Origin of the sequence: Solwaraspora sp. WMMD406 (genome assembly GCF_029626025.1) — a bacterium.
GTDB lineage: Bacteria > Actinomycetota > Actinomycetes > Mycobacteriales > Micromonosporaceae > Micromonospora_E.
Genome location: NZ_JARUBF010000001.1, coordinates 5319670 through 5339702, shown reverse-complemented (window position 1 = coordinate 5339702; position 20033 = coordinate 5319670). Strand labels below are relative to the sequence as shown.

The following is a 20033-nucleotide window of genomic DNA, read 5'->3' as shown; positions in this document are numbered from 1 at the left end:
ACTCCGGACACGATGGTCACCACCGACCGTGGGCTGATGCGACTCGGTGAAATCGGCGACGTTTACGGCGAGCGTTGGCAGGACCTCGACATGATGGTGTCGACCGACGAGGGCGCCCGCCAGGCGACGAAGTTCTTCGTCAACGGCGAGGAACCCACCCGCCGGGTGGTCACCGACGGCGGCTACCGGATCCAGGGCACCCTGGCCCACCGGATCAAGGTGGTGGACCCGGCGACCGGCGAATGGGTCTGGAAGCGGATGGCCGAGGTCGTCCCCGGCGACTTGGTCCCAGTGCAGCTCGGCACCCTGGTCGGCGAACCACATCGGGTGCCGCTGCCCGTACTCGACCAGGCGTACAACGCCGGCGACCGGCGGCTGTACGTGTCGGACGCGGTCGACGCCGAGCTGGCCGAGCTGGTCGGCTACTTCATGGGTGACGGAAGCCTGCACGCCAAGGGGCTGCGGTTCGCCGTCGCCGACACCGACCTCGACGTGGTGGAACGGCTGCGGGTGCTCGGCAAGGGCCTGTTCGGGCTGGAGCCGGAGGTCTCCGGGCGTACCGGATACCAGGAGGTGACCTTCTCCTCCGTGCGACTGGCCCGCTGGTGGCAGGCTGCCGGGTTCGCCAAGACGTTGCCGCACCCGGAACACACCGGTAAGGGCTGGTCGCCCCGGGTGCCGTCGGCGATCCTGGAGACCAACGATGTCACCGTCTACACCGCATTCCTGCGCGGCCTGTTCGAGGCCGACGGGACGGTGCTCGAGGGAGTGCCGTCGGTGTCGACGTCCACCGAGTCGTTCGCCGCGGAGATCCGTACCCTGCTGCTGTCGCTCGGGATGGCGACCACCACCCGGCAGACCCGCAGCGGCATGGGCAGCGTCATCTGGCAGGTGCGGCTGCGCAACACCGACCACGCGATCCGGTTCGAGGAGACGATCGGCTTCATCGGCCACCGCAAGGCCGAGCAGATCGTGGTCGCCCCACACCAGTCCGGCAACCGGGATCGTGTTCACCTGCCGCGTGAGCTGTGGGATCTGCTGGTGCCGGTCGGACACCCGAGGCGCGGTGCGGTCGTGCAGTCGCTGGCGAGGACGGGCGGGGTGTCGCGGACGCTGGCCGGTGAGATTTACGGCGAGGTGCTGGACGACCGCCTCGGGCACGCGCTCGGCTACCTCTACGAGACGGTGGCGGCGAACGAGGACGGAGGCGTACAGCCGACCTATGACCTGTCGGTGCCGGCCAACGTCACCTACGTCGCCGGGGGGTTCGTCAGTCACAACACCATCGGTCTGATGATGGATTGCGACACCACCGGTGTCGAGCCGGATTTGGCGCTGGTCAAATTCAAGAAATTGGTCGGCGGCGGTTCGATGCAGATCGTCAACCAGACGGTGCCTCGGGCGTTGCGCAGCTTCGGCTACCCGGAGGAGCAGGTCGAGGCGATCGTCGCGCACATCGCCGACCACGGTCACGTGGTCGACGCGCCGGGTCTGCGGACCGAGCACTACCCGGCGTTCGACTGCGCGATGGGGGAGCGGTCGATCGCGCCGATGGGGCACGTACGGATGATGGCGGCGGTGCAGCCGTTCATCTCCGGGGCGATCTCCAAGACGGTCAACATGCCGGAGGCGGCGACCGTCGCCGACGTCGAGCGGATCTACTACGAGGGCTGGAAGCTGGGCCTCAAGGCGCTGGCGATCTACCGGGACAACTGCAAGGTGGGTCAGCCGCTGTCGGTGGCCAAGACCGACAAGGCGGACAAGGCCGAGAAGGCTGCCGCCGAGCAGGCCGCGGTCGTCGAGAAGATCGTCGAAAAGGTCGTCGAGTACCGGCCGGTGCGCAAGCGGCTGCCGAAGAAGCGCCCGTCGGAGACGGTGTCGTTCTCGGTTGGCGGCGCCGAGGGCTACCTGACCGCCTCGTCGTACCCGGACGACGGCCTCGGTGAGGTCTTCCTCAAGATGTCGAAGCAGGGTTCGACGCTGGCCGGGGTGATGGACGCCTTCTCGGTGGCGATTTCGATCGGCCTGCAGTACGGCGTACCGCTGGAGACGTTCGTCGCGAAGTTCACCAACATGCGGTTCGAGCCGGCGGGCATGACCGACGACCCGGACGTACGGATGGCGGCGTCGGTGATGGACTACATCTTCCGCCGGCTGGCGTTGGACTTCCTGCCGTACGACCGCCGGGCCGAGCTGGGCATCTTCACCGCCGCCGAGCGGACCGCGCAGATGCGGGCCGAGGCGGAGGCGGAGAGCGCGGCCTCGGAGCTGTCGGCGATGGCGGTGTCCGCCCCGGTGTCCGCCCCGGTCGATCCGAGGCCGGAGCCGAAGGCACCGTCGTCGGCCACCACCGCCAGCGGTACGGCGAGCTCGCCGGCTGCCGCCGTGACGCCGGCACCGTCGTCGGTGCATTCGTCGACGGAGCTGCTGGAGGCGGTGCTGGGCAAGGCGGCGGCCGACGCGCCGCTCTGCTTCACCTGCGGTACGAAGATGCGCCCGGCGGGCAGCTGCTACGTCTGTGAGGGCTGCGGCTCCACCTCCGGCTGCAGCTGACCGGGCTCCACGGCGAGGGGAGCGCCGTTGTCGTCACCGCGCCACGGTGACGACAACGGCGCTCCCCTCGCGTCCAGTGCGGCGATGTCGGGTCCAGTGCGGCGATGTCGGGTCCAATGCGGCGATGTCGGGCCGAGGCCCGCGCCGGATTGCCACCGGCGGTAGTATGGCCCTATGTCGGCGGAACCGCTACCACCAACACCGTCATTCGAGGATCGCGTCGAGCGACATTCGGCAGCGGAGCTGCTGGGTCTGGTACACGACCTCGGCAAGTCGTCGCCCGAGTTCCAGGCTGAGGCAATGCGGCTCCTGGGCGAGCGTACGGGCGAGTCGGGCCGGCTCCGGCTGATCGGCCGGGCACGCAAAGTCAGCGTGTCCATGCCCGAGGACCTCACGGCGGCTGTCCAGCAACGCGTGGGACGTGGCGAGTTCAGCCAGTACGTGACCGAAGCCGTCGCCAGGCAGCTTGAGCTGGACCTGCTCGGCGAACTCGCCGCCATGCTGGAAACGGAGCACGGGCCGGTCCCGGAGGAGACGCTGGCCCAGGCGAGGCGCTCGTGGCCCGACGCGTAACGAGCAGCAGCGGAACGCTCGTTCTGGACAGCGAAGGTCTCGTCAAACTCGCCGCAGGCGACGGCAGGGCTCGTGCCTTTCTGACGACGGCACGGGAACGCGGCGTGAGAGTGGCCGTCAGCGCCATCACGCTCACCGAGGTGCTCCGGAACGGTCGACGTGACGCGGCCGTGCACCGCGTCCTGTCGCGGATCGTCACGGTGCCGGTGAGTCCAGAGCTTGGCCGGCGAGCGGGGGAGCTGCTCGGCGCGACCGGGTTGTCCGGACACCGATGCGCCATCGACGCGGTCGTGGCTGCGACGGCCTTGGAGCTTCCTCGCCCGCTGGTGCTGCTGACCAGCCACCCTGACGACATGAACAGGCTGGTGGAGGAACCGGATCTGCCAAAGGACCAACGGATCGTGGTGGTCCACGTGTGATCCGGCTCCCCGTTCGGGTCCCGGATGCTGACGGCACCGTCCCGGCGGGGCGATCATCGGGCGATGACCACCGCCGACCTGTACGCCGATTTCGCCCGCCGGCAGGCGTCCGGCGTGTCGCCCAGCTACGAACGCTTGGCGTACGCGGTGTCCCGCGACGACGATCTCCTGGCATTGCTGGATTCGCTGCCGCCGCCGACCCGGCAACCCAACCTGCTGTTCGTCGTCGTCCGGCTGCTCGGCGGTCCGGTTCACGACCCGGCCGCGTTCCACGACTTCGCGGTGGCGGGTTGGCCGGCGATCGAGACGCAGATGCGCAGCCGGCTCACCCAGACCAACGAGGCCGGGCGGTGCGCCGTACTGCTGCCGGTGTTGGCGGCGTTGCCGCAGCCGTTGGCTCTGCTGGAAGTCGGCGCGTCGGCGGGCCTGTGTCTCTACCCGGACCGGTACGCCTACCGCTACGACGGCGGACCGATCCTGGGGGAGGGTGAGCCGCTGCTCGACTGCGCGACGACCGGGCTGACGCCGCCGCGCACCCGGCCGGAGGTGGTGTGGCGGGCCGGGCTGGACCTGACCCCGCTGGACGTCACCGACGACGCCGACGTGGCCTGGCTGGACGCGTTGATCTGGCCGGAGCAGGAGCATCGGCGGGCCCGGCTGGCCGCCGCCGTGGCGGTGGCGGCGGCCGATCCGCCGTTGCTGGTCCGGGGAGACCTGGTCGACGACCTGCCGGCGTTGGCCGCGTCGGCACCGCCGGCCGCGACGCTGGTCGTGTTTCACACCGCCGTGCTCTACCACGTGCCGGCACCGCGCCGGTCGGACTTTGTCGACCTGGTACGCGACCTGCCCGGCCACTGGCTGGCAAACGAAGGACCGGACGTCCTGCGCCACGACGCGGTGCCGCCGCCACCGGACGACACGCTGCACAACGTGCTCGCCCTGGACGGCCGGCCGCTGGCCTGGACCCGCCCACACGGGCAGGGCATCGCCTGGTTCGGCTGACCTGTCGACGGTCAGGGCTGGTGAAGCCAGACCCCGGAGGGCACCGATTGGGGTGAAGCCGTGCGCGCGGGCGAGAGCGAGATCGTCGCCCTGCTCGTATCCGACCAGCAGCAGGCCCGGGAAGTGGGCGGCTGTCGCCAGGACGGCGGCCGCCCAGACATCGGACTGGTCGCCACTGTGGGTGGCGAACAGGTCGGACAGGCCGACGACGTCAGTCGCGCAACGCGGCGGCAGTGGTGACCCGACCGGCGCTGCAGGTAGGGGCAGCCCCGCCGGGCGGTGGATCCACTGTGCGGTGAACAGCTCGACGAAGCCGTCCGGGGCGAGGTCGAGCGCGGCGAAGCTGTCCTTGACCGAGCACCCCGGAGACGTCGTGTCGATCCGGGCGAGAATGTCGGCGGGTGTCGCGTCGGGCCGCAGGGTGACCGCGTCGGGATAAGTACGGCGGCGTCCGGCGCTAGCCGCACCAGGCGGCGTCGGTGACGGTGCCGGGGATGCCGTGGGCCCGGCAGACCGCCGCGCACCAGGCCGCGTTGTCGCGGGTCGTCGCGTCCCGCATCGCTGACTGCTCGATTTCTGCCACGTCAGGGCAGCTCCAGGAATTCCCGGACCGCGTCCTCCACGGCGAGCATCGTGGCGTGCGACACGAACCCGTGGTTGTCGTGTAGCGCGCTGCGGTCAAGGATCTGTACGAGACTGTGGATCCGGATGAACGCGCCGCTGAGCGGGTCGCCGTCGCCCAGGCGTACCGCCAGGTGGTTGGGGTGTGGCACGTCGCGCACGACGACGAGCGCCCAAACGGCCAGCTCCTCGACGGCGTTGTACTCGTCGTTGCTGATGACCAGTACGCGATGCTGGCTGCTGCCGCGCAGAAGTGTCCAGATCTGTCCGCGTTTCACCACTGCGAGTCGCGGAGTGCGACGTCGTTGCCGGCCTCGATCAGGCTCCGCTCGTCGGCGACCTGCTGGGCGGTCCGTTGTCGCAGGTACTCGCCGTACGCCAGGGCGGCCTCGCGCTGACGAGCGCGTCGCGCCTCGGGCAGCACCCGGCGGACCGCCTCGGTCACGGCGGCGGACACGTTGCCCTGCTGCTGAAGATAGGCGGCCACCTCGTCCGGGACGCTGATACTCAGCTTGACGGTCATACTTTCATCCTACTCACCGCCGGCCTATATTTCGGGGCAGGCACACAACAGGAGAAGCGGACATCGATGCCGTACGTTCTCGACACCACGGACCTGCCGCAACCGGACCGCGTCGAAGCCGTCTACCTGGCGATGATGTACGCCTCGGCACCGTGCCACGTCATCCACGAAGACCCCGACGGCGACATCTTCTGCCGGATGGAACTGTGGGACCTGGGCAACGCCAACATCTTCATCAGCCGTTCCACCGGGATCCGGCTGCTGCGTACCGCCAGACAGGCCAAGCAGGACGCGATGCCGGTCGTCGCGTTGTCCGTCCAGCGGCAGGCCCACGGACATCTCGAGCAGCACAAACACCTGCAGGTCGTCCCACCCGGCGAGCTGCTCGCCGTCGACCTGTCCGCACCGTACGACTACTCCTGGTCCGGTGACGGCGCGGCCGGCTGCATCCAGATCCCCAGCGACCAGCTCGGCCTGCCGATCGACGTCATCCGGCAGGCCATCCACCGGCTGCGGGCCAGCCCGCTGTACGGCATGGTCACCAATCACATCGCGCACCTCGTCCACGACCCGGCGCGGGTCACCGCTGACCCGGCGGCGGCGTCCGTCACCACGGCCAGCGTCGAACTGGCCCGGGCACTGCTGGCGTCGGCCGCCCACGCCGACCGGCTGACCAGCCAGGTGCTCGCCGAGACGCTGCTCACCCGCGTCCGCACGTACGTCCGGCAGCACCTGGCCGACCCGGACCTGACGCCCGGCCGCATCGCCACCGCGCACAACGTGTCGCTGCGGCACTTGTACAAGGTGTGCGCGCAGGCCGACATCAGCCTCGAACAGTGGATCATCAGCGAGCGGCTGCAGCACGCATGGCACGACCTGCGGCAGCCGGAGAACCGGTACCGGCCGGTCGCGGCGATCGCCCACCGCTGGGGGTTCCGGGACACGACGCACTTCACCCGGCGGTTCAAAACCCGCTACGGCATCTCACCGGGGCAGTTGCGCCGCTCGTACGGGGACACGCCGCCGCCCTGAGCGTGCACTGTGGGCAACATCTGTGCACGCTGAGCCCCTCAGCGACGCCGAACTCCGGCGCTACGTTCACACCGTCAGCGCCGGATGGGGAGGCAACCATGCTCGTTCTCGACACGCGGTCGCTGCCGGCCAGGGAACGCGCCGAGGCGTTCCAGGCCACGGTCAGCGCGAACTGTTCGGCCAGCATGGCGACGTTCGAGGACCCAGCGGCGATCCACGCGAAGATGACGGTTTCCGACTTCGGCGCCGCGAAGGTGTTCAACATCGACGCGTCCGGCACCACGCTACGCCGTACGCCGGCGATCGCCCGGTCCAGCGCCGAGACGTCGATCGTGCTGGCCCTGCCGATGCGCACCGACAACCACCTGAGCTGGGCCCGCGAAGATCGGCTGTACGGGCCACGGGACCTGATGCTGGTCGACCTGTCGCTGCCCTACGTCTACGGCTGGGAGGGCGGCGGAGCCTCGTACGCCCTGCATGTGGACGTCGACCAGCTCGGCGTGCCCCGCGACATGATCCACGCCGCCGCCCGGGAACCACGCCGCAGCCCGCTCTACGACCTGGTCCGTGACCACGTCGCCCGGGTGACCGCGCAGGCCGAGCAGCTGGCCGACGGTCCCGGTGCCGCCGAGCTCGGGGCCGCGTCCGCCGAGTTGATGCGGGCGCTGGTGGTCTCGGCGGCCGGCGACGGCCGGCGGCTCGGCGACGCCATGCAGTCGTCGATGCAGGCCAGGGTCCAGGCGTACGTGCGTACCAATTTGCGCGATCCTGACCTGACCCCGGCGCGGATCGCGGCGGCGAACGCCATCTCGCTGCGTGCCCTGTACAAGCTGTACGAGACGATGGGGCAGAGCCTGGAACGGTCCATCATCGAGCAACGCCTGCAGGGTGCCCGGACCGACCTGACGGCGTCGCACCGCCGGTACACCTCGATCGCCGCGCTCGCCCGTGCCTGGGGTTTCTCCAACCCGAGCTTCTTCTCCACCAAGTTCCGGGAAGCCTTCGGTGTCACGCCCCGGCAGCTGGTCGCGGCGCGAGCCGTACCCGGTCGGCGCGAGCTGGCGACCTCGTCTTCGGCGGGCGACGGCGGCCTCGGCTGACGCTGACGCTGACGCTGACGGTGGCTCGGCTGACGCCGACGCTGACGCTGACGGTGGCTCGGCTGACGCCGACGGACGCACCCGCTGTCGAACTGTGCAACGAGACGAAAGTGCTGTGCGTCGTCAGAAAACTCCGACCATCGCGACAGTGCGACATTGCTCGCAACGCCGGCCCGAACGCGGCCGGCACTGTGGGGAGCTTCGATGTTCAGAACCTTGCACCGGAAGCGGTTGCCGCGTCTGGCCCTGGCGGTCGCCGTACTGCTCGGGGCGAGCGCCACCGCAGCGGTGAGCGGTGCGGCAGCCGGTCCGGCCGCGACGACGGCCGGCCACCATCACCACCACGGTCCCAAGCCGACGGTCGTGCTCGTGCACGGCGCGTTCGCCGACGCGTCCGGCTGGACCGACGTGGCCCGCACCCTGCTACGCAAGGGCTACCCGGTGATCGCCCCGGCCAACCCGCTGCGCGGCGTCGACTCCGACGCGGCCTACCTGCGCAGCGTGCTGGACACCATCGACGGCCCGATCGTGCTGGTCGGCCACTCGTACGGCGGTTTCGTCACGACCTCCGCCGCGACCGGCGACCCGGACGTGAAAGCGCTGGTGTACGTCGCGGCGTTCGCCCCCGACGCCGGTGACACCGTCGGCGGCCTGTCCGGCCAGTTCCCCGGCAGCCGACTCGACCCGACCGCCCTCGACATCCGCCCCTACCCGGGCGGCAACGACGGCTACATCAAGACGTCGGTGTTCCGGTCGGTGTTCGCCGCCGACGTGCCGGCCGGCACCGCCGCCGTGATGGCCGCCACCCAACGCCCGGCCGACCTCGCCACGCTCGGCCAGCCGGCCGGCGAACCCGCCTGGGCCACGATCCCGTCGTGGACGTTGGTCGCCACCGACGACCAGGTCATCCCGGCCGCCGCCCAACGGTTCATGGCGCAGCGGGCGGGCGCCCGAGTCACCGAGGTGAAGGCGTCGCACGCCGTCATGGTGTCCAGGCCCGGCCCGACCACCGACGTCATCCTCGCCGCGATCAAGGGAGTGTCCTGATGCCGTACGTGACCACAGTCGACGGCGCCGAGATCTTCTACAAGGACTGGGGCCCCGCCTCGGGCCGACCGGTGGTGCTCAGCCACGGCTGGCCGCTGAACTCCGACAGCTGGCAGATCCAGGCGTTGTTCTTGGCCGAGAACGGGTTCCGGGTGATCGCCCACGACCGGCGCGGCCACGGCAGGTCGACCCAGACGTGGGACGGCAACGAGATGGACACCTACGCCGACGACCTGGCCACCCTGATCGACACCCTGGACCTGCGGGACGTGACCCTGGTCGGTTTCTCCACCGGCGGCGGTGAGGTGGCCCGGTACGTGGGCCGGCACGGCACCGGCCGGGTCGCCCAGGTCGTCCTCGTCTCGGCGGTGCCGCCGCTGATGCTACGGACGCCTGACAACCCGGGCGGCGTACCGATCGAGGTCTTCGACGGCATCCGGGCCGGCTCGCTGGCGGACCGCTCCCAGACCTACCGAGACCTGGCGGACGGGCCGTTCTTCGGCAACAACCGGCCGGGCGTGATCGTGTCGCAGGGCATCCGGGACGCGTTCTGGCTGCAGAGCATGGCCTCCGGGCATCGCAACGCGTACGAGTGCATCGCCGCGTTCTCGGCCACCGACTTCCGGCCCGATTTGGACGCGATCGACGTACCGACGTTGGTCATCCACGGCGACGACGACCAGGTCGTGCCGTTCGCGGTCGGCGGCCAGGCATCGGCGGCCCGGGTCAAGAACGCCCGGCTGCTCGTTTACCCCGGTGCGCCGCACGGCATCACCGACACGCATCCCGAGCAGCTCGGCCGAGACCTGCTCGACTTCCTGACCACGGCTCCCTGACCACGGCTCCCTGACCACGGCTCCCTGAACTCGACTTCCTGACCGGAGAGGACGCCTGACATGGCACCCGACACCATCGTGCTGATCCACGGATTCTGGGTCACCCCGCGCAGCTGGAAACACTGGATCAGCCACTACGAGGCCAAGGGCTTCCGGGTCCTGGCACCCGCCTACCCGGGGTACGAGGTGGAGGTGGAGGCGCTCAACGCCGACCCGACCCCGATCCTGCAATCCACGGTGCCGCAGATCATCAGCCACTACGAGGCGATCATCGGCGAGCTGGCGAATCCGCCGATCATCATCGGCCACTCGGCCGGCGGCGCGTTCACCCAGGTCCTGCTCGACCACGGCTTCGGCGCGGTGGGGGTGGCGATGAACTCGGCACCCACCGAAGGCGTCCGGGTGGTGCCGCTGTCGCAGGTGAAGTCGACGTTCCCGGTGCTGAAAAGCCCGGCGAACCGGCACAAGGCGGTGCCGTTGACCTTCGAGCAGTGGCAGTACGCCTTCACCAACACGTTCACCGAGGAGGAGGGCCGGGCGCTCTGGGAGCGGTACGCTATCCCGGCCAGCGGCGGCATCCTGTGGGGCAGCGTGCTGGCGAACTTCCAGCCCGGCCACCAGGACATCTGGGTGGACTACCACAACGACGACCGGGCACCGCTGCTGTTCGTCTCCGGCAGCGAGGACCACATCATGCCGCCGGCGATCCAGGCGTCCAACGCCAAGCACTACAAGTCGAACACCGTCACCGAACGGATCGAGTACGAGGGCTACGCCCACCTGCTGCCGGCTCAGAAGGGGTGGGAGAACATCGCCGACGAGGTCCTCGACTGGGCACTGCGGCACGCGAGATGAGCGAGATGCGGATCACCCACATCGGCGGTCCCACCACGCTGATCGAGGTGGCCGGCTGGCGGATCCTGACCGATCCGACGTTCGACGATCCCGGCCGGACCTACCGGTTCGGCTGGGGCACGGCGTCACGCAAACTGGCCGGCCCGGCGGTGCCGGCGGACACGCTGGGCCACATCGACGTGGTCCTGTTGACCCACGACCACCACGCCGACAACCTCGACGACGCCGGCCGGGCGCTGTTGCCGTACGCCGACCGGGTCGTCACCACGATGGCCGGCAGCCGTCGCCTCGGGGCCGCCGCCCTTGGCCGCGTGGCGGTGGTCGGCTCCGGGCCGGTGGTCAGTACCGGCTCGGTCGTCGGGCTCGCGCCGTGGGGCGGCACCGAGCTGACCGCGCCGGGTCGTCCGACAGTCGAGGTGACCGCGACTCCGTGTCGGCACGGGCCGCCGCTGAGCCGCCCGGTGGCGGGTGAGGTGACCGGGTTCGCGTTGCGCTGGCCGGGCCAGCGGTACGGCGTGTTGTGGATCACCGGTGACACGGTGCTCTACCCCGGGGTACGGCAGGTGGCGCAGCGGTTCCCGATCGGCACGATGGTGCTGCATCTGGGGGCGGTGCGGTTCGGCCTGACCGGCCCGCTGCGGTACACGATGACAGCCGCCGACGGTGTCGAGCTGTGCGCCCTGGTGGAGGCGCGCACGGTGGTGCCGGTGCACTACGAGGGCTGGGACCACTTCACCGAGGGCCGCGCGGCGGTCGAGGCCGCGTTCACCGTCGCCCCGGAGCCGGTACGGCGCAGCCTGCGTTGGCTGACCCCCGGCACGGCCACGCCCCTGCCGGTCTGACCCGGGCTCCCGGTGCCGGTGGCAGCTTCACCGGCACCGGAGTCGGGCGCGTTACTGCCGGTCGCCAAGATCAGATGATGTAGATACGGTCGACACGCCGATGAACTTCCGTATTTACATCATCTGATCTTGCGGCTGCGGTCCGCTCCCTGGCTCCCCGGTGATGAGTTTTCGCACCTGTACCCGTCACACCTAGGACGGGACACGGCGAGGCGGAAGGATGACGTGATGGGTGCGGACACGCGGTTGGTGGAGCTGGGCGGCAGCAGGCTGAGCGAGGTCGACGAACCGGCGTTCGTACAACTGACGCAGCGGCACCGGCGGGAGTTGCACGTGCACTGCTATCGGATGCTCGGGTCGTTCGAGGACGCCGAGGACACGGTGCAGGAGACGTTCCTGCGTGCCTGGCGGCGGCGGGAGACCTTCGAAGGGCGGTCGACGATTCGTGCCTGGCTGTACCGGATCGCCACCAACGCCTGCCTGGACCTGCTAGCCAAGCGCCGCCCGGAGCCCGCGCATGGCGGTGAGGCGCCGTGGCTGCAGCCGTACCCGGATCGGCTGCTCGACGAACTGCCTGCAGACGACGCCGACGAGCCGGAGGCGGTCGCTGTCGCGCGGGAGACGATCGAGTTGGCGTACCTTGTCGCGGTCCAGCACCTCGCGCCCCGTCCACGAGCCGTGCTGATTCTGCGAGACGTGCTCGGCTGGCCGGCCAAGGAGGTCGCCGAGCTGCTCGGTGACTCCGTCAATTCCGTGAACAGCGCGCTGCAGCGGGCCCGCGCCGGCATGCGAGGACACCTGCCCGCCGAGCGGCAGGACTGGACCGGCGGCCAGGACGACGCGGGTACGCGCGACCTGGTGCGCCGCTACACCGACGCCAGCGTGGCCACGGACATCCCCGCGCTCACCTCGATGTTGCGCGACGACGTTCGCTGCTCGATGCCGCCCACGCCAGGCTTGCAGGTCGGCCGCGACACGGTCGTGAACAGCTGGATCGAGGACGGCTTCCAGGACCTGGGCCGCCTGCGCACCGTCCAGACCTGCGTGAACCGGCAGCCCGCCATCGGGTTCTACCACTGGCGGGAAGAGAAGGGTGCGTACCTGCCGCTGACGATCGACGTCCTGCGGGTCACCGGCGGGGCGATCACCGAGATCGTCACCTTCCACGCCGCCCAGTTCCCGCGGCTCGGGCTGCCGGAGCGCCTGCCAGCGGACAGCCCGCAGTAGCACCGGCTACGGGCCGACCACCTTCCATACGCCAGCTGTCGAACGTGAATGACGGAGGAAGTACATGAACTTCACCGGGGCACCTGCACGCCCGGCAGCTGCCCGCCGCAGCACCAGCCGGCAGCTCAGCCGGCTCGCCGGCACCGGCCTCATCGCCGCCCTCGCGGCGGTGCTGGTCACCACCGTCGCCGCCGCGTTGGTCCGGGTGGCCGGCGTCGACTTCGAGGTCTCCGCTGATGGCGAAGCGATCCCGTTGGCCGGGTTCGCTGTGGTGACCGGCTTCTTCTCGATCGTGGGCGTCGTCATCGCCGCCTCGTTGCTTTTGTGGAGCGCCCGCCCAGCCGAGCGGTTCGTCTGGACGGCAGCCTCGCTGACCGTGGTCTCACTCGTCCCGCCGTTCCTCGTCGAGGCGGACGCCGCCACCACCGTCGCCCTGCTCGGGCTGCACATCGTTCCGGCGGCGGTGATGATCCCGGCCTTGGCACGGAGCCTGCGCATCGAAACCGATTGAACGTCCCGCACCTCGATCACCGGTGACACCGGTCCAGTTGTTGGTGCTCCTGCCCCACGAACTGGAGTACCGGCCGTTCTCGCGTAGCACCATGCAGGCGTCGCCGCTGTCCTCTCAGAACGAGAAGTAGAACCCGTTGTGCGTGCCGGTGGTGTTCGAGCAGACCTGCCGGTCGGCTTCGGCGTGGGCGGGGGTGGCCAGGAGCGCGGCGGTGCCGGTCGTGACCAACGCTACGGCGCAGGCTCCGCTGATCAGCGTTCTGAGCAGGCGGCCGCGTCGGTTTCTTACGGTGCGGGGGGTACGTTCTTCATCTTCGCGTGCTCCTCCCTGTGCGAGGCGGCGCGAAGCAACCGGCGGGGTGGGTGGGTGCGGTCGAGGGACGAGACGCCACCACGCGCCGGGTGCCGCGCCGAGGTGGACGGAATTGCTGGCATCTATATTTACCGACATCGTTATCTTGTCGTGCGGCGTCAGTCAAGACTTGTTGCCCGACCGGTGCCACCGACCAGCCAGACCGACGCCGGCACCTGGTACTACGTGCGGTCAGTGCGGGTACGCGCGGGGGACGCGGGTGGCAACCTCGTCGCGGAACGCCTCGACGCGCGTGATCACCTGCCGTCTGCCGTAGGTGTTCTCGATCCGGTCGAGGTAGAGGCATCGGGCGGCGAGCTTGTCGAGGTCGACGGTGAAGTAGGCCGCCATCAGTGGGTTGACGAACAGCGGGCTGCCGCTGGTGCGCCGGGTGAACCGCACGTCGCCGAACGCGCCGGCGGTGGCCGCCGCGATCTGCCCGTTGACGATGCTCGGCCGCTGCGGCGTCGCCGCCTGGGCGTCGGCGACCGCGTCGCGGTAGAGCGTGGCTTCCCAACTGGCACCGGGGATCGACAACGCACCGAGGTACCCGCCGTCGCGGTCCAACGCGGCGATGTTCTCCAGCACCTGGACGTGGTTGACCCCGTGGTAGGCGTCGATGCCGAAGCCGAGGCAGGTCACCAGCTTGACGGCGAGGTCGATGCCGGCCACGGCGGCGAGGCTGGTGACGTCCTCGACCGGGGTGCCGAGGACGCTCTCGTCGCCGCGCAACAGGATGTCGGTGCCGCCGTCGACCAGGACCACCGCGTCGATGTCGTGCCGGTCGATCAGGAAACGGTACGCGTCGCGCAGCGGCTGTACGCCGAGCGGCCAGACCCTGCGGGTCCTCGGCAAGTGCCTGGACATCCCGAGCAACGCGACCAACGGCTCCAGGGTCGTGGTCTGGGACTGCCACGGCAACGCCAATCAGCGCTGGAGCCGGGTGTAACCGACGGATCCGTGCCCGTTCACCGCGTCACTGGGAGTTTCAGCTACGGCGCGGCGATGAGCTACGCCCTGGCCTGTGCCCGAGACGACGTGTTCCGGGCGGTGGCCCTGTACGGTCCACCCCGCGAACTCAGCGGCTGCAGCGGCGGCACAGCCGATCGCGTACTTCGGGGCGCACGGCGTCAGTGACGTCATTGCCAGCGGCCGGTCGATGCGGGACCGGTTCGTCCGCAACAACGGCTGCACGCCGCAGAACCCGCCGGAGCCGCCGGTCGGCAGCCTGACCCACTGCACCACCACGTACTCGGGTTGCCGGGCCGGTTACCCGGTGGTGTGGGCGGCGTTCGACGGTGGTCACATCGCCGCACCGCAGGACGGTGCCCCCGGTGACAGCGGCACCCGGACCTGGCTGCCGGGGGAGACCTGGGACTTCTTCACCCAGTTCGGTGCCACGCCGGGTCCGGACCCGACGACCTCGCCGCCGAATCCGACCCCGCCGCCGGGACCGACGACTCCACCGCCCGCGACTGGTGCGTGCACCGCGACGTACCGGACCATCGGTTCGTGGCCGGGCGGCTTCCAGGGCGAGGTCACCGTCCGGGCCGGCAGCGCGGCGATCAACGGCTGGACCACCCGGTGGACTTTCGCCAGCGGTCAGGGCATCAGCCAGAGCTGGAACGGCACGCTGAACGTCAGCGGGTCGACCGTGACCGTCCGTAACGTCGAGTACAACGGCCAACTGCCGGCCGGCGGTACGGCGACCTTCGGGTTTCTCGGCACCGGCTCCCCGTCAAGCCCGGCGGTGAGCTGCACCAGCCCGTAATCATCCCGGGTCTCCGACCCGCTTGCGTGACTGGCGGCGGATCCCTCATCTGTCGACGCGTCCTGCGCGTCCGACGGGTGGGTGGGTCCGCCGCCAGTCGCATGTGTGGGCCGTTGAGCTGGCGAAGTAAGAAAATCAAGATCGACATAAAAAAAATCAAGATCATGATGTGGTACGGACGAGAAAAGTGAGGTACAAATAAGGGGCGAGCAGATCGCCGAGAGCAGGGGAGCCGAGCAGTGGACTGGCAGGAGTTGACCGACCTGACGCGCGGGCAGCCGTTCGTGGTCGAGCGGGTGCGGCTGGCCGACAGCGGCGTCGCCGTCGAGGGCCAGTTCGAGCCGCCGCAGCTGGCCCAACTCAGCGCCGACGACCAGGTGTTCGTCGCCGCGTTCGTCCGGTCGCACGGGTCGATCAAGGAGATGGAGCGGATCTTCGGGGTGAGCTACCCGACGGTCAAGTCCCGGCTCAACCGGATCGCCGAGCAGCTCGATTTCGTCGAGCAGCTCGACATCGCCGACACCGATCCGGCATCGGCCAGCGCCGAGGTCGTCGACCGGCTGCGGCGCGGGGAGATCAGCGTCCAGCAGGCGCTGGCCGAGCTGGACGGTCCCCGATGATCCCGCAGCTGGTGACGGTGCGCTGGCGTCAGGGCGACGGCCGCCGACGACGGCTGTGGATCCCGGTCCTGCCGGTGCTGCTGATGTTGTCGCCACTGCTACTGGTCGCCCTGGCCGGCGGCCTGATCGCCTGCCTGATGTGTCGGATCAGCCCGACCGGCGCGCTGCGCGCTGCCGGAGGTCTGCTATGGGCGCTGCCCGGCGCCCACGTCGAGTTCGCCCAGGGCCGCACGGCCCTGCTGGTCAGTGTCAGATGACAGCGAAGGAGAAGCCCGAGATGAACGAGCAACGCCGCCAGATCCTGGAGATGCTGGCCGAAGGGAAGATCACCGCAACCGAGGCCGAGCAGCTGATGGACGCCCTCGACCGGGAGCAGCCGGAGGCGACACAGGCAGGCGCGGCCAGCCCGAAAGCCCGACCGAAGTACCTGCGCGTCGTCGTGGACTCGGCCGAGGAAGCCGGCGGCGACGGACCGGCCCGGATCAACGTCCGGGTGCCGCTGCAACTGTTGCGCGCCGGCGTGCGGCTCACCAGCCTGATCCCGCCGCAGGCGCTGACCCACGTCAACGCGGAGCTGGCAAAGTCGGGCGTGCCGATCGACCTCACCCAGCTCAAGCCGCAGCACATCGAGGAGCTGGTCGAACAGCTCGACGATCTCACCGTCGACGTCGACCAGCCCGACACCAAGGTGAAGGTCTTCTGCGAATGACATCGCGGCGACCGCGTCGGCTGCCCGCCCGGACCACGGGGCCGGGCGGGCAGCCGCAACCGTCGTGAACCACGTCGAGGTGACGGCTACGCACGTCATCCTTGCGGTTTGAGGTGCGTAGCCGTCACCTCGACGCGATCAAACGTTTCGCCGCGATACGGAAGCCGGACCGACCGGTCAGGCCGTGCCGGCGAGGTACGCGGCGCGGCGCTGCGGCTCGAACTTCTCGATGGCGTACCGCAGCATCACCCTCGGCATGTCCCGTTGGTGCCGGGTCAGGAACTGCTCGGCCACCGTACGGTCGCGGTTGCCGACCTCGCGCAGCATCCAGCCGACGGCCTTGTGGATCAGGTCGTGCGGGTCGTGCAGCAGCCGTCGCGCCAGCCGTAGTGTCCAGTCGAAGTCCCCGGCCCGGATGAAGGCGAACGTCGCCATGATCGCGATCCGTCGGTCCCAGACCAGCTCCGAGACGGCCAGCCGGTTCAGCACCGTCCGATCCTTGTCGAGTAGCCACGGCCCGACGATGTACGGGGCACACGAGTCGACCAGGTCCCAGTTGTCGATCCGGTCAGTGTGGGCCAGCACGGTGTCGAAGACGGCGGCCCGCTGCCGCTGCCTGCCCTTGTCGAACATGCGCACCAGGATGAAGATCGCGGTCAGCCGTTCCTCGTGCACGTCGCCGGTCAGCAGCCGCGTCGTCTCGGCAAGCGACAGGTCACGCCAGTACCGACCGGCGATACGGCGTTGGTCCGGCACCGGTACGCCGATCGTCTGGTCGCCCTCGCCGTACCCGCCGGGTCGGATCTGCAGGAATCGGCGGGTCTGCTCGGCGCGACGCGGGTCGGCGATGTCGGCGAGCGCTCGGCGGACATCGTCACAGGTGGCCATCGACCGACAATGTACCGATGATCAGCGATCGGTGCGGTCGGCCAAGGGCTTGCCGCAGGCGATTCGCCCAGATGCCCGGGTGGTCGCCACGATTGGCGACCACCCGGGAGTCCGCACCGCGTCGTTTACGAGGTCAGAGCTGGTTCAGGGGCAGGGCCAGGTCGGTGACGTTGTACTTCTTCGGGAAGTTCCCGGCCTTGTCTGCCGCGCCGGTCAGGATGTTGATCTTGTATAGGCTCCTGTGGCCGTTGGCGTCTAGGGCGGCGAAGCCCTGCACGGCGACCGTGCGGCCGTCGCGCACCGTGCTGTAGATGTCGAAGCCGGCGTTGGGGTGAGGTTCGACGCCGAGTTGGCCGGTGGCGGCGAGTTGGCCGGAGTTGGCTGGTGACTGGAGCGCGACCTGGTTGAGGTTGGTGTCGAGGTCGAACAAGGTCGTGGCGGTGGCGGGGTCGAGATCGTTGTTGGTGTAAGCAGCACCGGACAGTCCGGTAGCGGTTTCCGGCGCCGGCGGGTAGGTCAGGGTGCCGTCCTCAATGGTGGCACCGTCCGGGTTGACGTCGTGGCGCAGGTTCTGGCCCGCGTCGCTGATGATCCGCAGCCGGTCGGCGGCAGGGTTGAAGTCGACACCGAAGTACTTGCCCTGCAGGGTGACGGTCAGCTGACTCACCTTCTCCGCAGCGATGTTGCACAGATCGAGCAGATAGATGCCGCCGACGTTGCCGACCCCGTACAGTTCGCCGTTCTGTACGCGGTAGTCGATACCGAGCAGATAGGTGTCACCCTCCAGATCGTCGCTGACCGTGCCGATGTCCCATGCCTTTCCCGGTGCATCGACATCGAAGATGACCAGCTTCTGGTCGACGGTGAGCCCGACCGAGATGAGCCTGCCCCGGCCGTGGTGGTCCCTGCCACCGCTGTCCTTGGCACCCCCGCCCGCCCCGCCCCGCTGCACCGCGCAACCGGACCGGTCAGGTGCGGTCGCCGACTCCACCTGCGGCTCCACTCCGCTGTCGGAGGAAGCCGGCGTGGCCATGAGCGTGGTACTGACGGTCACGGCCACGCCGACCAGGCCCGCGAGGCCCGCGAGCATCAGGCCACGGTTGAGCAACTTGTTTGCCATGTCATACCTCTTCTTCCCGAGTGGTGACGGCGGTCCGGATCCCGGACCTGGGAAGATGGGAGCACCTCGCAGAACACCAGATAACTGGAACAACAGAAGAATCGACCTTCGAGTGAATCGCAAACCGCTGGTGGCGTTCCGCCTCCCTGGCTGCTAGCCGCACCAGCCGTCCCAGCCAGCCTCAGCCGCCGCAATGGCCCTTTCCTGCGCGCGTGCTACCCGGCGGGTAGCGATGACCAGAGAACGGCATCAGAGCCCGGACCTGACCTCCGGGCACGCTCGGCGCCCCGGGGCGCGCCGGAGTCGCCGCCCCCCAGATCACCTCCGGCGGACCGCCGCCGCCGGGCTGCCGGGAGCCTCCGCTCCCTGGTCGACCAGCACGACCAGCTGCCCGGTGGCGCGGGTCATCGCCACGTACCGGTCGACCGCCGGTGACGCCGTCGCCGAACGACGCCGGATCGACCACCACCACCAGGTCGAACTCGAGTCCCTTGGCCAGCTCGGGAGTCAGCGACCGGACCCGGGGCGTCGCCGGCAGGGCGTCGACGTCGACCGGCGGTACGCCGATCACGCACGCCGTGCCATCGGCGTGATCGGCCAGCCAGCCGTCCAGGACCCGCCGCAGGTCGGCGACCGGCCGACGCGCGACCGGGACGCCGCCGTGCCGGATCGAGGTCGGCACGTTGGCGTCCGGCAACGCGGCGCGGATCATCGGTGCGGCGTACGCCATGATCTCCGCCGGGGTCCGGTAGTTGACCGACAACGTGGCGACCTCGACCCGGTTGGCTGCGGAGTTGCGGGCGGGGTCGGTGTCGACGGTGAGTGGCGCGGCGTGGTCGGCCGAGGGGTTGCGGGACATTCTGCTGCGTCCGCGTAACGCGGGGTTCATGGTGTACGGCGGGCAGATCCTGGAGGGGGTGGTCGCGCCGTGGAAGCCGATCGTCGATCCGGCGGTGTTCTTCGCCGTGCGGGATCTGTTGACCGATCCGTCCCGGCGGTCCGGGCCGGGGGCGGCTGCCCGGTGGGTGGGGTCGGGGATCTACCGGTGCGGGGTGTGCAGCCCGCTGGGTGTGGAGACGGGGCGTGCGGTGACGGTTCATGTCACCGTCGCGGGGCGTGCGCCTCGGTACACGTGTAAGGCGCGTAACCATCTGGCCCGTAATCAGGCGCATGTGGACGCGGCGGTGTTCGCGCATGTGGTGTACGCGGTGACGCATCCGCGTGCGTTCGAGTTGCTGGCGGAGCCGGCCCCGCAGGTCGACGTGGAGGGGTTGCGGGCGCAGCGGGCCGTCGGGTGGTGATCGACCGGCTGATGACGGTCACGAATCTGCCGTCCGGGCGGAAGGGACGTGGGTTCGACCCGACCACGGTGCGCATCGAACCCAAACATCGGCTTGGCGGACCTCGGTAGCCGAAATATGACCAACCTCTTG

25 protein-coding genes and 2 pseudogenes are annotated in these 20033 nt (G+C 69.7%); 20 read left to right on the top strand and 7 right to left on the bottom strand.

Annotated features, from left to right (window positions below):
* Positions 1 to 12: 12 nt before the first annotated feature.
* The 6 genes and pseudogenes from O7632_RS32285 to O7632_RS23570 all read left to right on the top strand — a co-directional run.
* Positions 13 to 930, top strand: a pseudogene (locus O7632_RS32285) (LAGLIDADG family homing endonuclease); the annotation flags it as partial.
* Positions 931 to 1281: 351 nt separating this feature from the next.
* Positions 1282 to 2553 (top strand): annotated as a pseudogene (locus O7632_RS32280) (vitamin B12-dependent ribonucleotide reductase); the annotation flags it as partial.
* Between the two features lie 174 nt (positions 2554 to 2727).
* Positions 2728 to 3126: a hypothetical protein gene (locus O7632_RS23585; RefSeq protein ID WP_278117306.1), complete on the top strand. Its 399-nt coding sequence runs from the start codon at positions 2728 to 2730 to the stop codon at positions 3124 to 3126.
* On the top strand, positions 3111 to 3545 hold the full coding sequence (locus tag O7632_RS23580) for a PIN domain-containing protein (protein ID WP_278117304.1): 435 nt from the start codon (positions 3111 to 3113) through the stop codon (positions 3543 to 3545). Before O7632_RS23585 ends, O7632_RS23580 begins: the two co-directional genes overlap by 16 nt.
* Positions 3546 to 3608: 63 nt before the next feature.
* Positions 3609 to 4547, top strand: coding sequence for a DUF2332 domain-containing protein (locus O7632_RS23575; protein WP_278117301.1), 939 nt, complete (start codon positions 3609 to 3611; stop codon positions 4545 to 4547).
* Between the two features lie 60 nt (positions 4548 to 4607).
* The gene (locus O7632_RS23570) at positions 4608 to 4787 is read left to right on the top strand and encodes a hypothetical protein (RefSeq protein WP_278117300.1); all 180 of its coding nucleotides are present in this window, start codon (positions 4608 to 4610) and stop codon (positions 4785 to 4787) included.
* A gap of 217 nt (positions 4788 to 5004) precedes the next feature.
* On the opposite strand, the gene O7632_RS23565 is transcribed toward O7632_RS23570, so the two are convergent.
* Genes O7632_RS23565 through O7632_RS23555 form a run of 3 tightly spaced genes read right to left on the bottom strand, consistent with a single transcriptional unit; the run spans position 5005 to position 5691 of the window.
* Positions 5005 to 5130, bottom strand: coding sequence for a hypothetical protein (locus O7632_RS23565; protein ID WP_278117299.1), 126 nt, complete (start codon positions 5128 to 5130; stop codon positions 5005 to 5007).
* Position 5131: 1 nt separating this feature from the next.
* The gene (locus O7632_RS23560; protein ID WP_278117298.1) at positions 5132 to 5446 is read right to left on the bottom strand and encodes a type II toxin-antitoxin system PemK/MazF family toxin; all 315 of its coding nucleotides are present in this window, start codon (positions 5444 to 5446) and stop codon (positions 5132 to 5134) included.
* Entirely contained in the window at positions 5443 to 5691 is a 249-nt protein-coding gene (locus O7632_RS23555) for a hypothetical protein (protein ID WP_278117296.1), read from the bottom strand. Before O7632_RS23555 ends, O7632_RS23560 begins: the two co-directional genes overlap by 4 nt.
* Positions 5692 to 5757: 66 nt before the next feature.
* On the opposite strand from O7632_RS23555, the gene O7632_RS23550 reads away from it, so the two are divergent.
* The 8 genes from O7632_RS23550 to O7632_RS23515 all read left to right on the top strand — a co-directional run bounded on the left by O7632_RS23550 (position 5758) and on the right by O7632_RS23515 (position 13141).
* Positions 5758 to 6723, top strand: coding sequence for a helix-turn-helix domain-containing protein (locus tag O7632_RS23550; protein ID WP_278117294.1), 966 nt, complete (start codon positions 5758 to 5760; stop codon positions 6721 to 6723).
* A gap of 98 nt (positions 6724 to 6821) precedes the next feature.
* Positions 6822 to 7823, top strand: a complete 1002-nt coding sequence (locus tag O7632_RS23545) for a helix-turn-helix domain-containing protein (RefSeq protein WP_278117293.1) — start codon at positions 6822 to 6824, stop codon at positions 7821 to 7823.
* A 204-nt stretch (positions 7824 to 8027) separates the two neighbouring features.
* Positions 8028 to 8870, top strand: a complete 843-nt coding sequence (locus O7632_RS23540) for an alpha/beta hydrolase (protein WP_278117291.1) — start codon at positions 8028 to 8030, stop codon at positions 8868 to 8870.
* Positions 8870 to 9706, top strand: coding sequence for an alpha/beta hydrolase (locus O7632_RS23535; protein WP_278117289.1), 837 nt, complete (start codon positions 8870 to 8872; stop codon positions 9704 to 9706). The genes O7632_RS23540 and O7632_RS23535 overlap by 1 nt, the downstream gene beginning before the upstream one ends.
* 60 nt (positions 9707 to 9766) lie before the next feature.
* On the top strand, positions 9767 to 10561 hold the full coding sequence (locus O7632_RS23530) for an alpha/beta hydrolase (protein WP_278117287.1): 795 nt from the start codon (positions 9767 to 9769) through the stop codon (positions 10559 to 10561).
* Positions 10558 to 11403 carry an MBL fold metallo-hydrolase gene (locus tag O7632_RS23525; protein ID WP_278117285.1) on the top strand — a complete coding sequence of 282 codons (846 nt, stop codon included), beginning with the start codon at positions 10558 to 10560 and terminating at the stop codon, positions 11401 to 11403. Before O7632_RS23530 ends, O7632_RS23525 begins: the two co-directional genes overlap by 4 nt.
* Before the next feature lie 228 nt (positions 11404 to 11631).
* A complete protein-coding gene (locus tag O7632_RS23520; protein ID WP_278117284.1) occupies positions 11632 to 12630 on the top strand; it encodes an RNA polymerase subunit sigma-70 in 999 nt (332 codons plus the stop codon).
* Positions 12631 to 12694: 64 nt separating this feature from the next.
* Positions 12695 to 13141 (top strand): DUF6069 family protein, encoded by a 447-nt coding sequence (locus tag O7632_RS23515; protein WP_278117282.1) that lies wholly within the window; start codon positions 12695 to 12697, stop codon positions 13139 to 13141.
* Positions 13142 to 13684: 543 nt separating this feature from the next.
* Here O7632_RS23515 and O7632_RS23510 read toward each other — a convergent pair.
* The gene (locus tag O7632_RS23510) at positions 13685 to 14257 is read right to left on the bottom strand and encodes a DUF1152 domain-containing protein (RefSeq protein WP_347403593.1); all 573 of its coding nucleotides are present in this window, start codon (positions 14255 to 14257) and stop codon (positions 13685 to 13687) included.
* Here O7632_RS23510 and O7632_RS32275 point away from each other — a divergent pair.
* From O7632_RS32275 to O7632_RS23490, 5 genes are all read left to right on the top strand, one after another.
* Positions 14154 to 14441 (top strand): RICIN domain-containing protein, encoded by a 288-nt coding sequence (locus tag O7632_RS32275; protein ID WP_347403592.1) that lies wholly within the window; start codon positions 14154 to 14156, stop codon positions 14439 to 14441. The genes O7632_RS23510 and O7632_RS32275 overlap by 104 nt on opposite strands.
* Before the next feature lie 75 nt (positions 14442 to 14516).
* The gene (locus O7632_RS23505) at positions 14517 to 15263 is read left to right on the top strand and encodes a cellulose binding domain-containing protein (protein WP_347403591.1); all 747 of its coding nucleotides are present in this window, start codon (positions 14517 to 14519) and stop codon (positions 15261 to 15263) included.
* Between the two features lie 239 nt (positions 15264 to 15502).
* Positions 15503 to 15883, top strand: coding sequence for a DUF2089 domain-containing protein (locus tag O7632_RS23500; RefSeq protein WP_278117279.1), 381 nt, complete (start codon positions 15503 to 15505; stop codon positions 15881 to 15883).
* Positions 15880 to 16140 (top strand): hypothetical protein, encoded by a 261-nt coding sequence (locus tag O7632_RS23495; protein WP_278117278.1) that lies wholly within the window; start codon positions 15880 to 15882, stop codon positions 16138 to 16140. Before O7632_RS23500 ends, O7632_RS23495 begins: the two co-directional genes overlap by 4 nt.
* A gap of 20 nt (positions 16141 to 16160) precedes the next feature.
* Positions 16161 to 16592: a hypothetical protein gene (locus O7632_RS23490; RefSeq protein WP_278117276.1), complete on the top strand. Its 432-nt coding sequence runs from the start codon at positions 16161 to 16163 to the stop codon at positions 16590 to 16592.
* Positions 16593 to 16769: 177 nt separating this feature from the next.
* On the opposite strand, the gene O7632_RS23485 is transcribed toward O7632_RS23490, so the two are convergent.
* From O7632_RS23485 to O7632_RS23475, 3 genes are all read right to left on the bottom strand, one after another.
* On the bottom strand, positions 16770 to 17480 hold the full coding sequence (locus O7632_RS23485; RefSeq protein ID WP_278117275.1) for a DNA alkylation repair protein: 711 nt from the start codon (positions 17478 to 17480) through the stop codon (positions 16770 to 16772).
* A gap of 133 nt (positions 17481 to 17613) precedes the next feature.
* On the bottom strand, positions 17614 to 18600 hold the full coding sequence (locus O7632_RS23480; RefSeq protein ID WP_278117274.1) for a DUF4394 domain-containing protein: 987 nt from the start codon (positions 18598 to 18600) through the stop codon (positions 17614 to 17616).
* 181 nt (positions 18601 to 18781) lie between these two features.
* The gene (locus tag O7632_RS23475; protein WP_278117273.1) at positions 18782 to 19459 is read right to left on the bottom strand and encodes a hypothetical protein; all 678 of its coding nucleotides are present in this window, start codon (positions 19457 to 19459) and stop codon (positions 18782 to 18784) included.
* On the opposite strand from O7632_RS23475, the gene O7632_RS23470 reads away from it, so the two are divergent.
* Positions 19419 to 19901 carry a hypothetical protein gene (locus O7632_RS23470; RefSeq protein ID WP_278117272.1) on the top strand — a complete coding sequence of 161 codons (483 nt, stop codon included), beginning with the start codon at positions 19419 to 19421 and terminating at the stop codon, positions 19899 to 19901. The genes O7632_RS23475 and O7632_RS23470 overlap by 41 nt on opposite strands.
* The last annotated feature ends 132 nt before the right edge of the window (positions 19902 to 20033 follow it).

Excerpts from the sequence above, each read along its gene's own strand:
- O7632_RS23585 (WP_278117306.1), top strand. The coding sequence starts at position 2,728 with ATGTCGGCGGAACCGCTACCACCAACACCGTCATTCGAGGATCGCGTC.
- O7632_RS23575 (WP_278117301.1), top strand. The coding sequence starts at position 3,609 with ATGACCACCGCCGACCTGTACGCCGATTTCGCCCGCCGGCAGGCGTCC.
- O7632_RS23555 (WP_278117296.1), bottom strand. The coding sequence starts at position 5,691 with ATGACCGTCAAGCTGAGTATCAGCGTCCCGGACGAGGTGGCCGCCTAT.
- O7632_RS23550 (WP_278117294.1), top strand. The coding sequence starts at position 5,758 with ATGCCGTACGTTCTCGACACCACGGACCTGCCGCAACCGGACCGCGTC.
- O7632_RS23545 (WP_278117293.1), top strand. The coding sequence starts at position 6,822 with ATGCTCGTTCTCGACACGCGGTCGCTGCCGGCCAGGGAACGCGCCGAG.
- O7632_RS23540 (WP_278117291.1), top strand. The coding sequence starts at position 8,028 with ATGTTCAGAACCTTGCACCGGAAGCGGTTGCCGCGTCTGGCCCTGGCG.
- O7632_RS23535 (WP_278117289.1), top strand. The coding sequence starts at position 8,870 with ATGCCGTACGTGACCACAGTCGACGGCGCCGAGATCTTCTACAAGGAC.
- O7632_RS23530 (WP_278117287.1), top strand. The coding sequence starts at position 9,767 with ATGGCACCCGACACCATCGTGCTGATCCACGGATTCTGGGTCACCCCG.
- O7632_RS23525 (WP_278117285.1), top strand. The coding sequence starts at position 10,558 with ATGAGCGAGATGCGGATCACCCACATCGGCGGTCCCACCACGCTGATC.
- O7632_RS23520 (WP_278117284.1), top strand. The coding sequence starts at position 11,632 with ATGGGTGCGGACACGCGGTTGGTGGAGCTGGGCGGCAGCAGGCTGAGC.
- O7632_RS23515 (WP_278117282.1), top strand. The coding sequence starts at position 12,695 with ATGAACTTCACCGGGGCACCTGCACGCCCGGCAGCTGCCCGCCGCAGC.
- O7632_RS32275 (WP_347403592.1), top strand. The coding sequence starts at position 14,154 with ATGCCGGCCACGGCGGCGAGGCTGGTGACGTCCTCGACCGGGGTGCCG.
- O7632_RS23495 (WP_278117278.1), top strand. The coding sequence starts at position 15,880 with ATGATCCCGCAGCTGGTGACGGTGCGCTGGCGTCAGGGCGACGGCCGC.
- O7632_RS23490 (WP_278117276.1), top strand. The coding sequence starts at position 16,161 with ATGAACGAGCAACGCCGCCAGATCCTGGAGATGCTGGCCGAAGGGAAG.
- O7632_RS23485 (WP_278117275.1), bottom strand. The coding sequence starts at position 17,480 with ATGGCCACCTGTGACGATGTCCGCCGAGCGCTCGCCGACATCGCCGAC.
- O7632_RS23480 (WP_278117274.1), bottom strand. The coding sequence starts at position 18,600 with ATGGCAAACAAGTTGCTCAACCGTGGCCTGATGCTCGCGGGCCTCGCG.
- O7632_RS23475 (WP_278117273.1), bottom strand. The coding sequence starts at position 19,459 with ATGTCCCGCAACCCCTCGGCCGACCACGCCGCGCCACTCACCGTCGAC.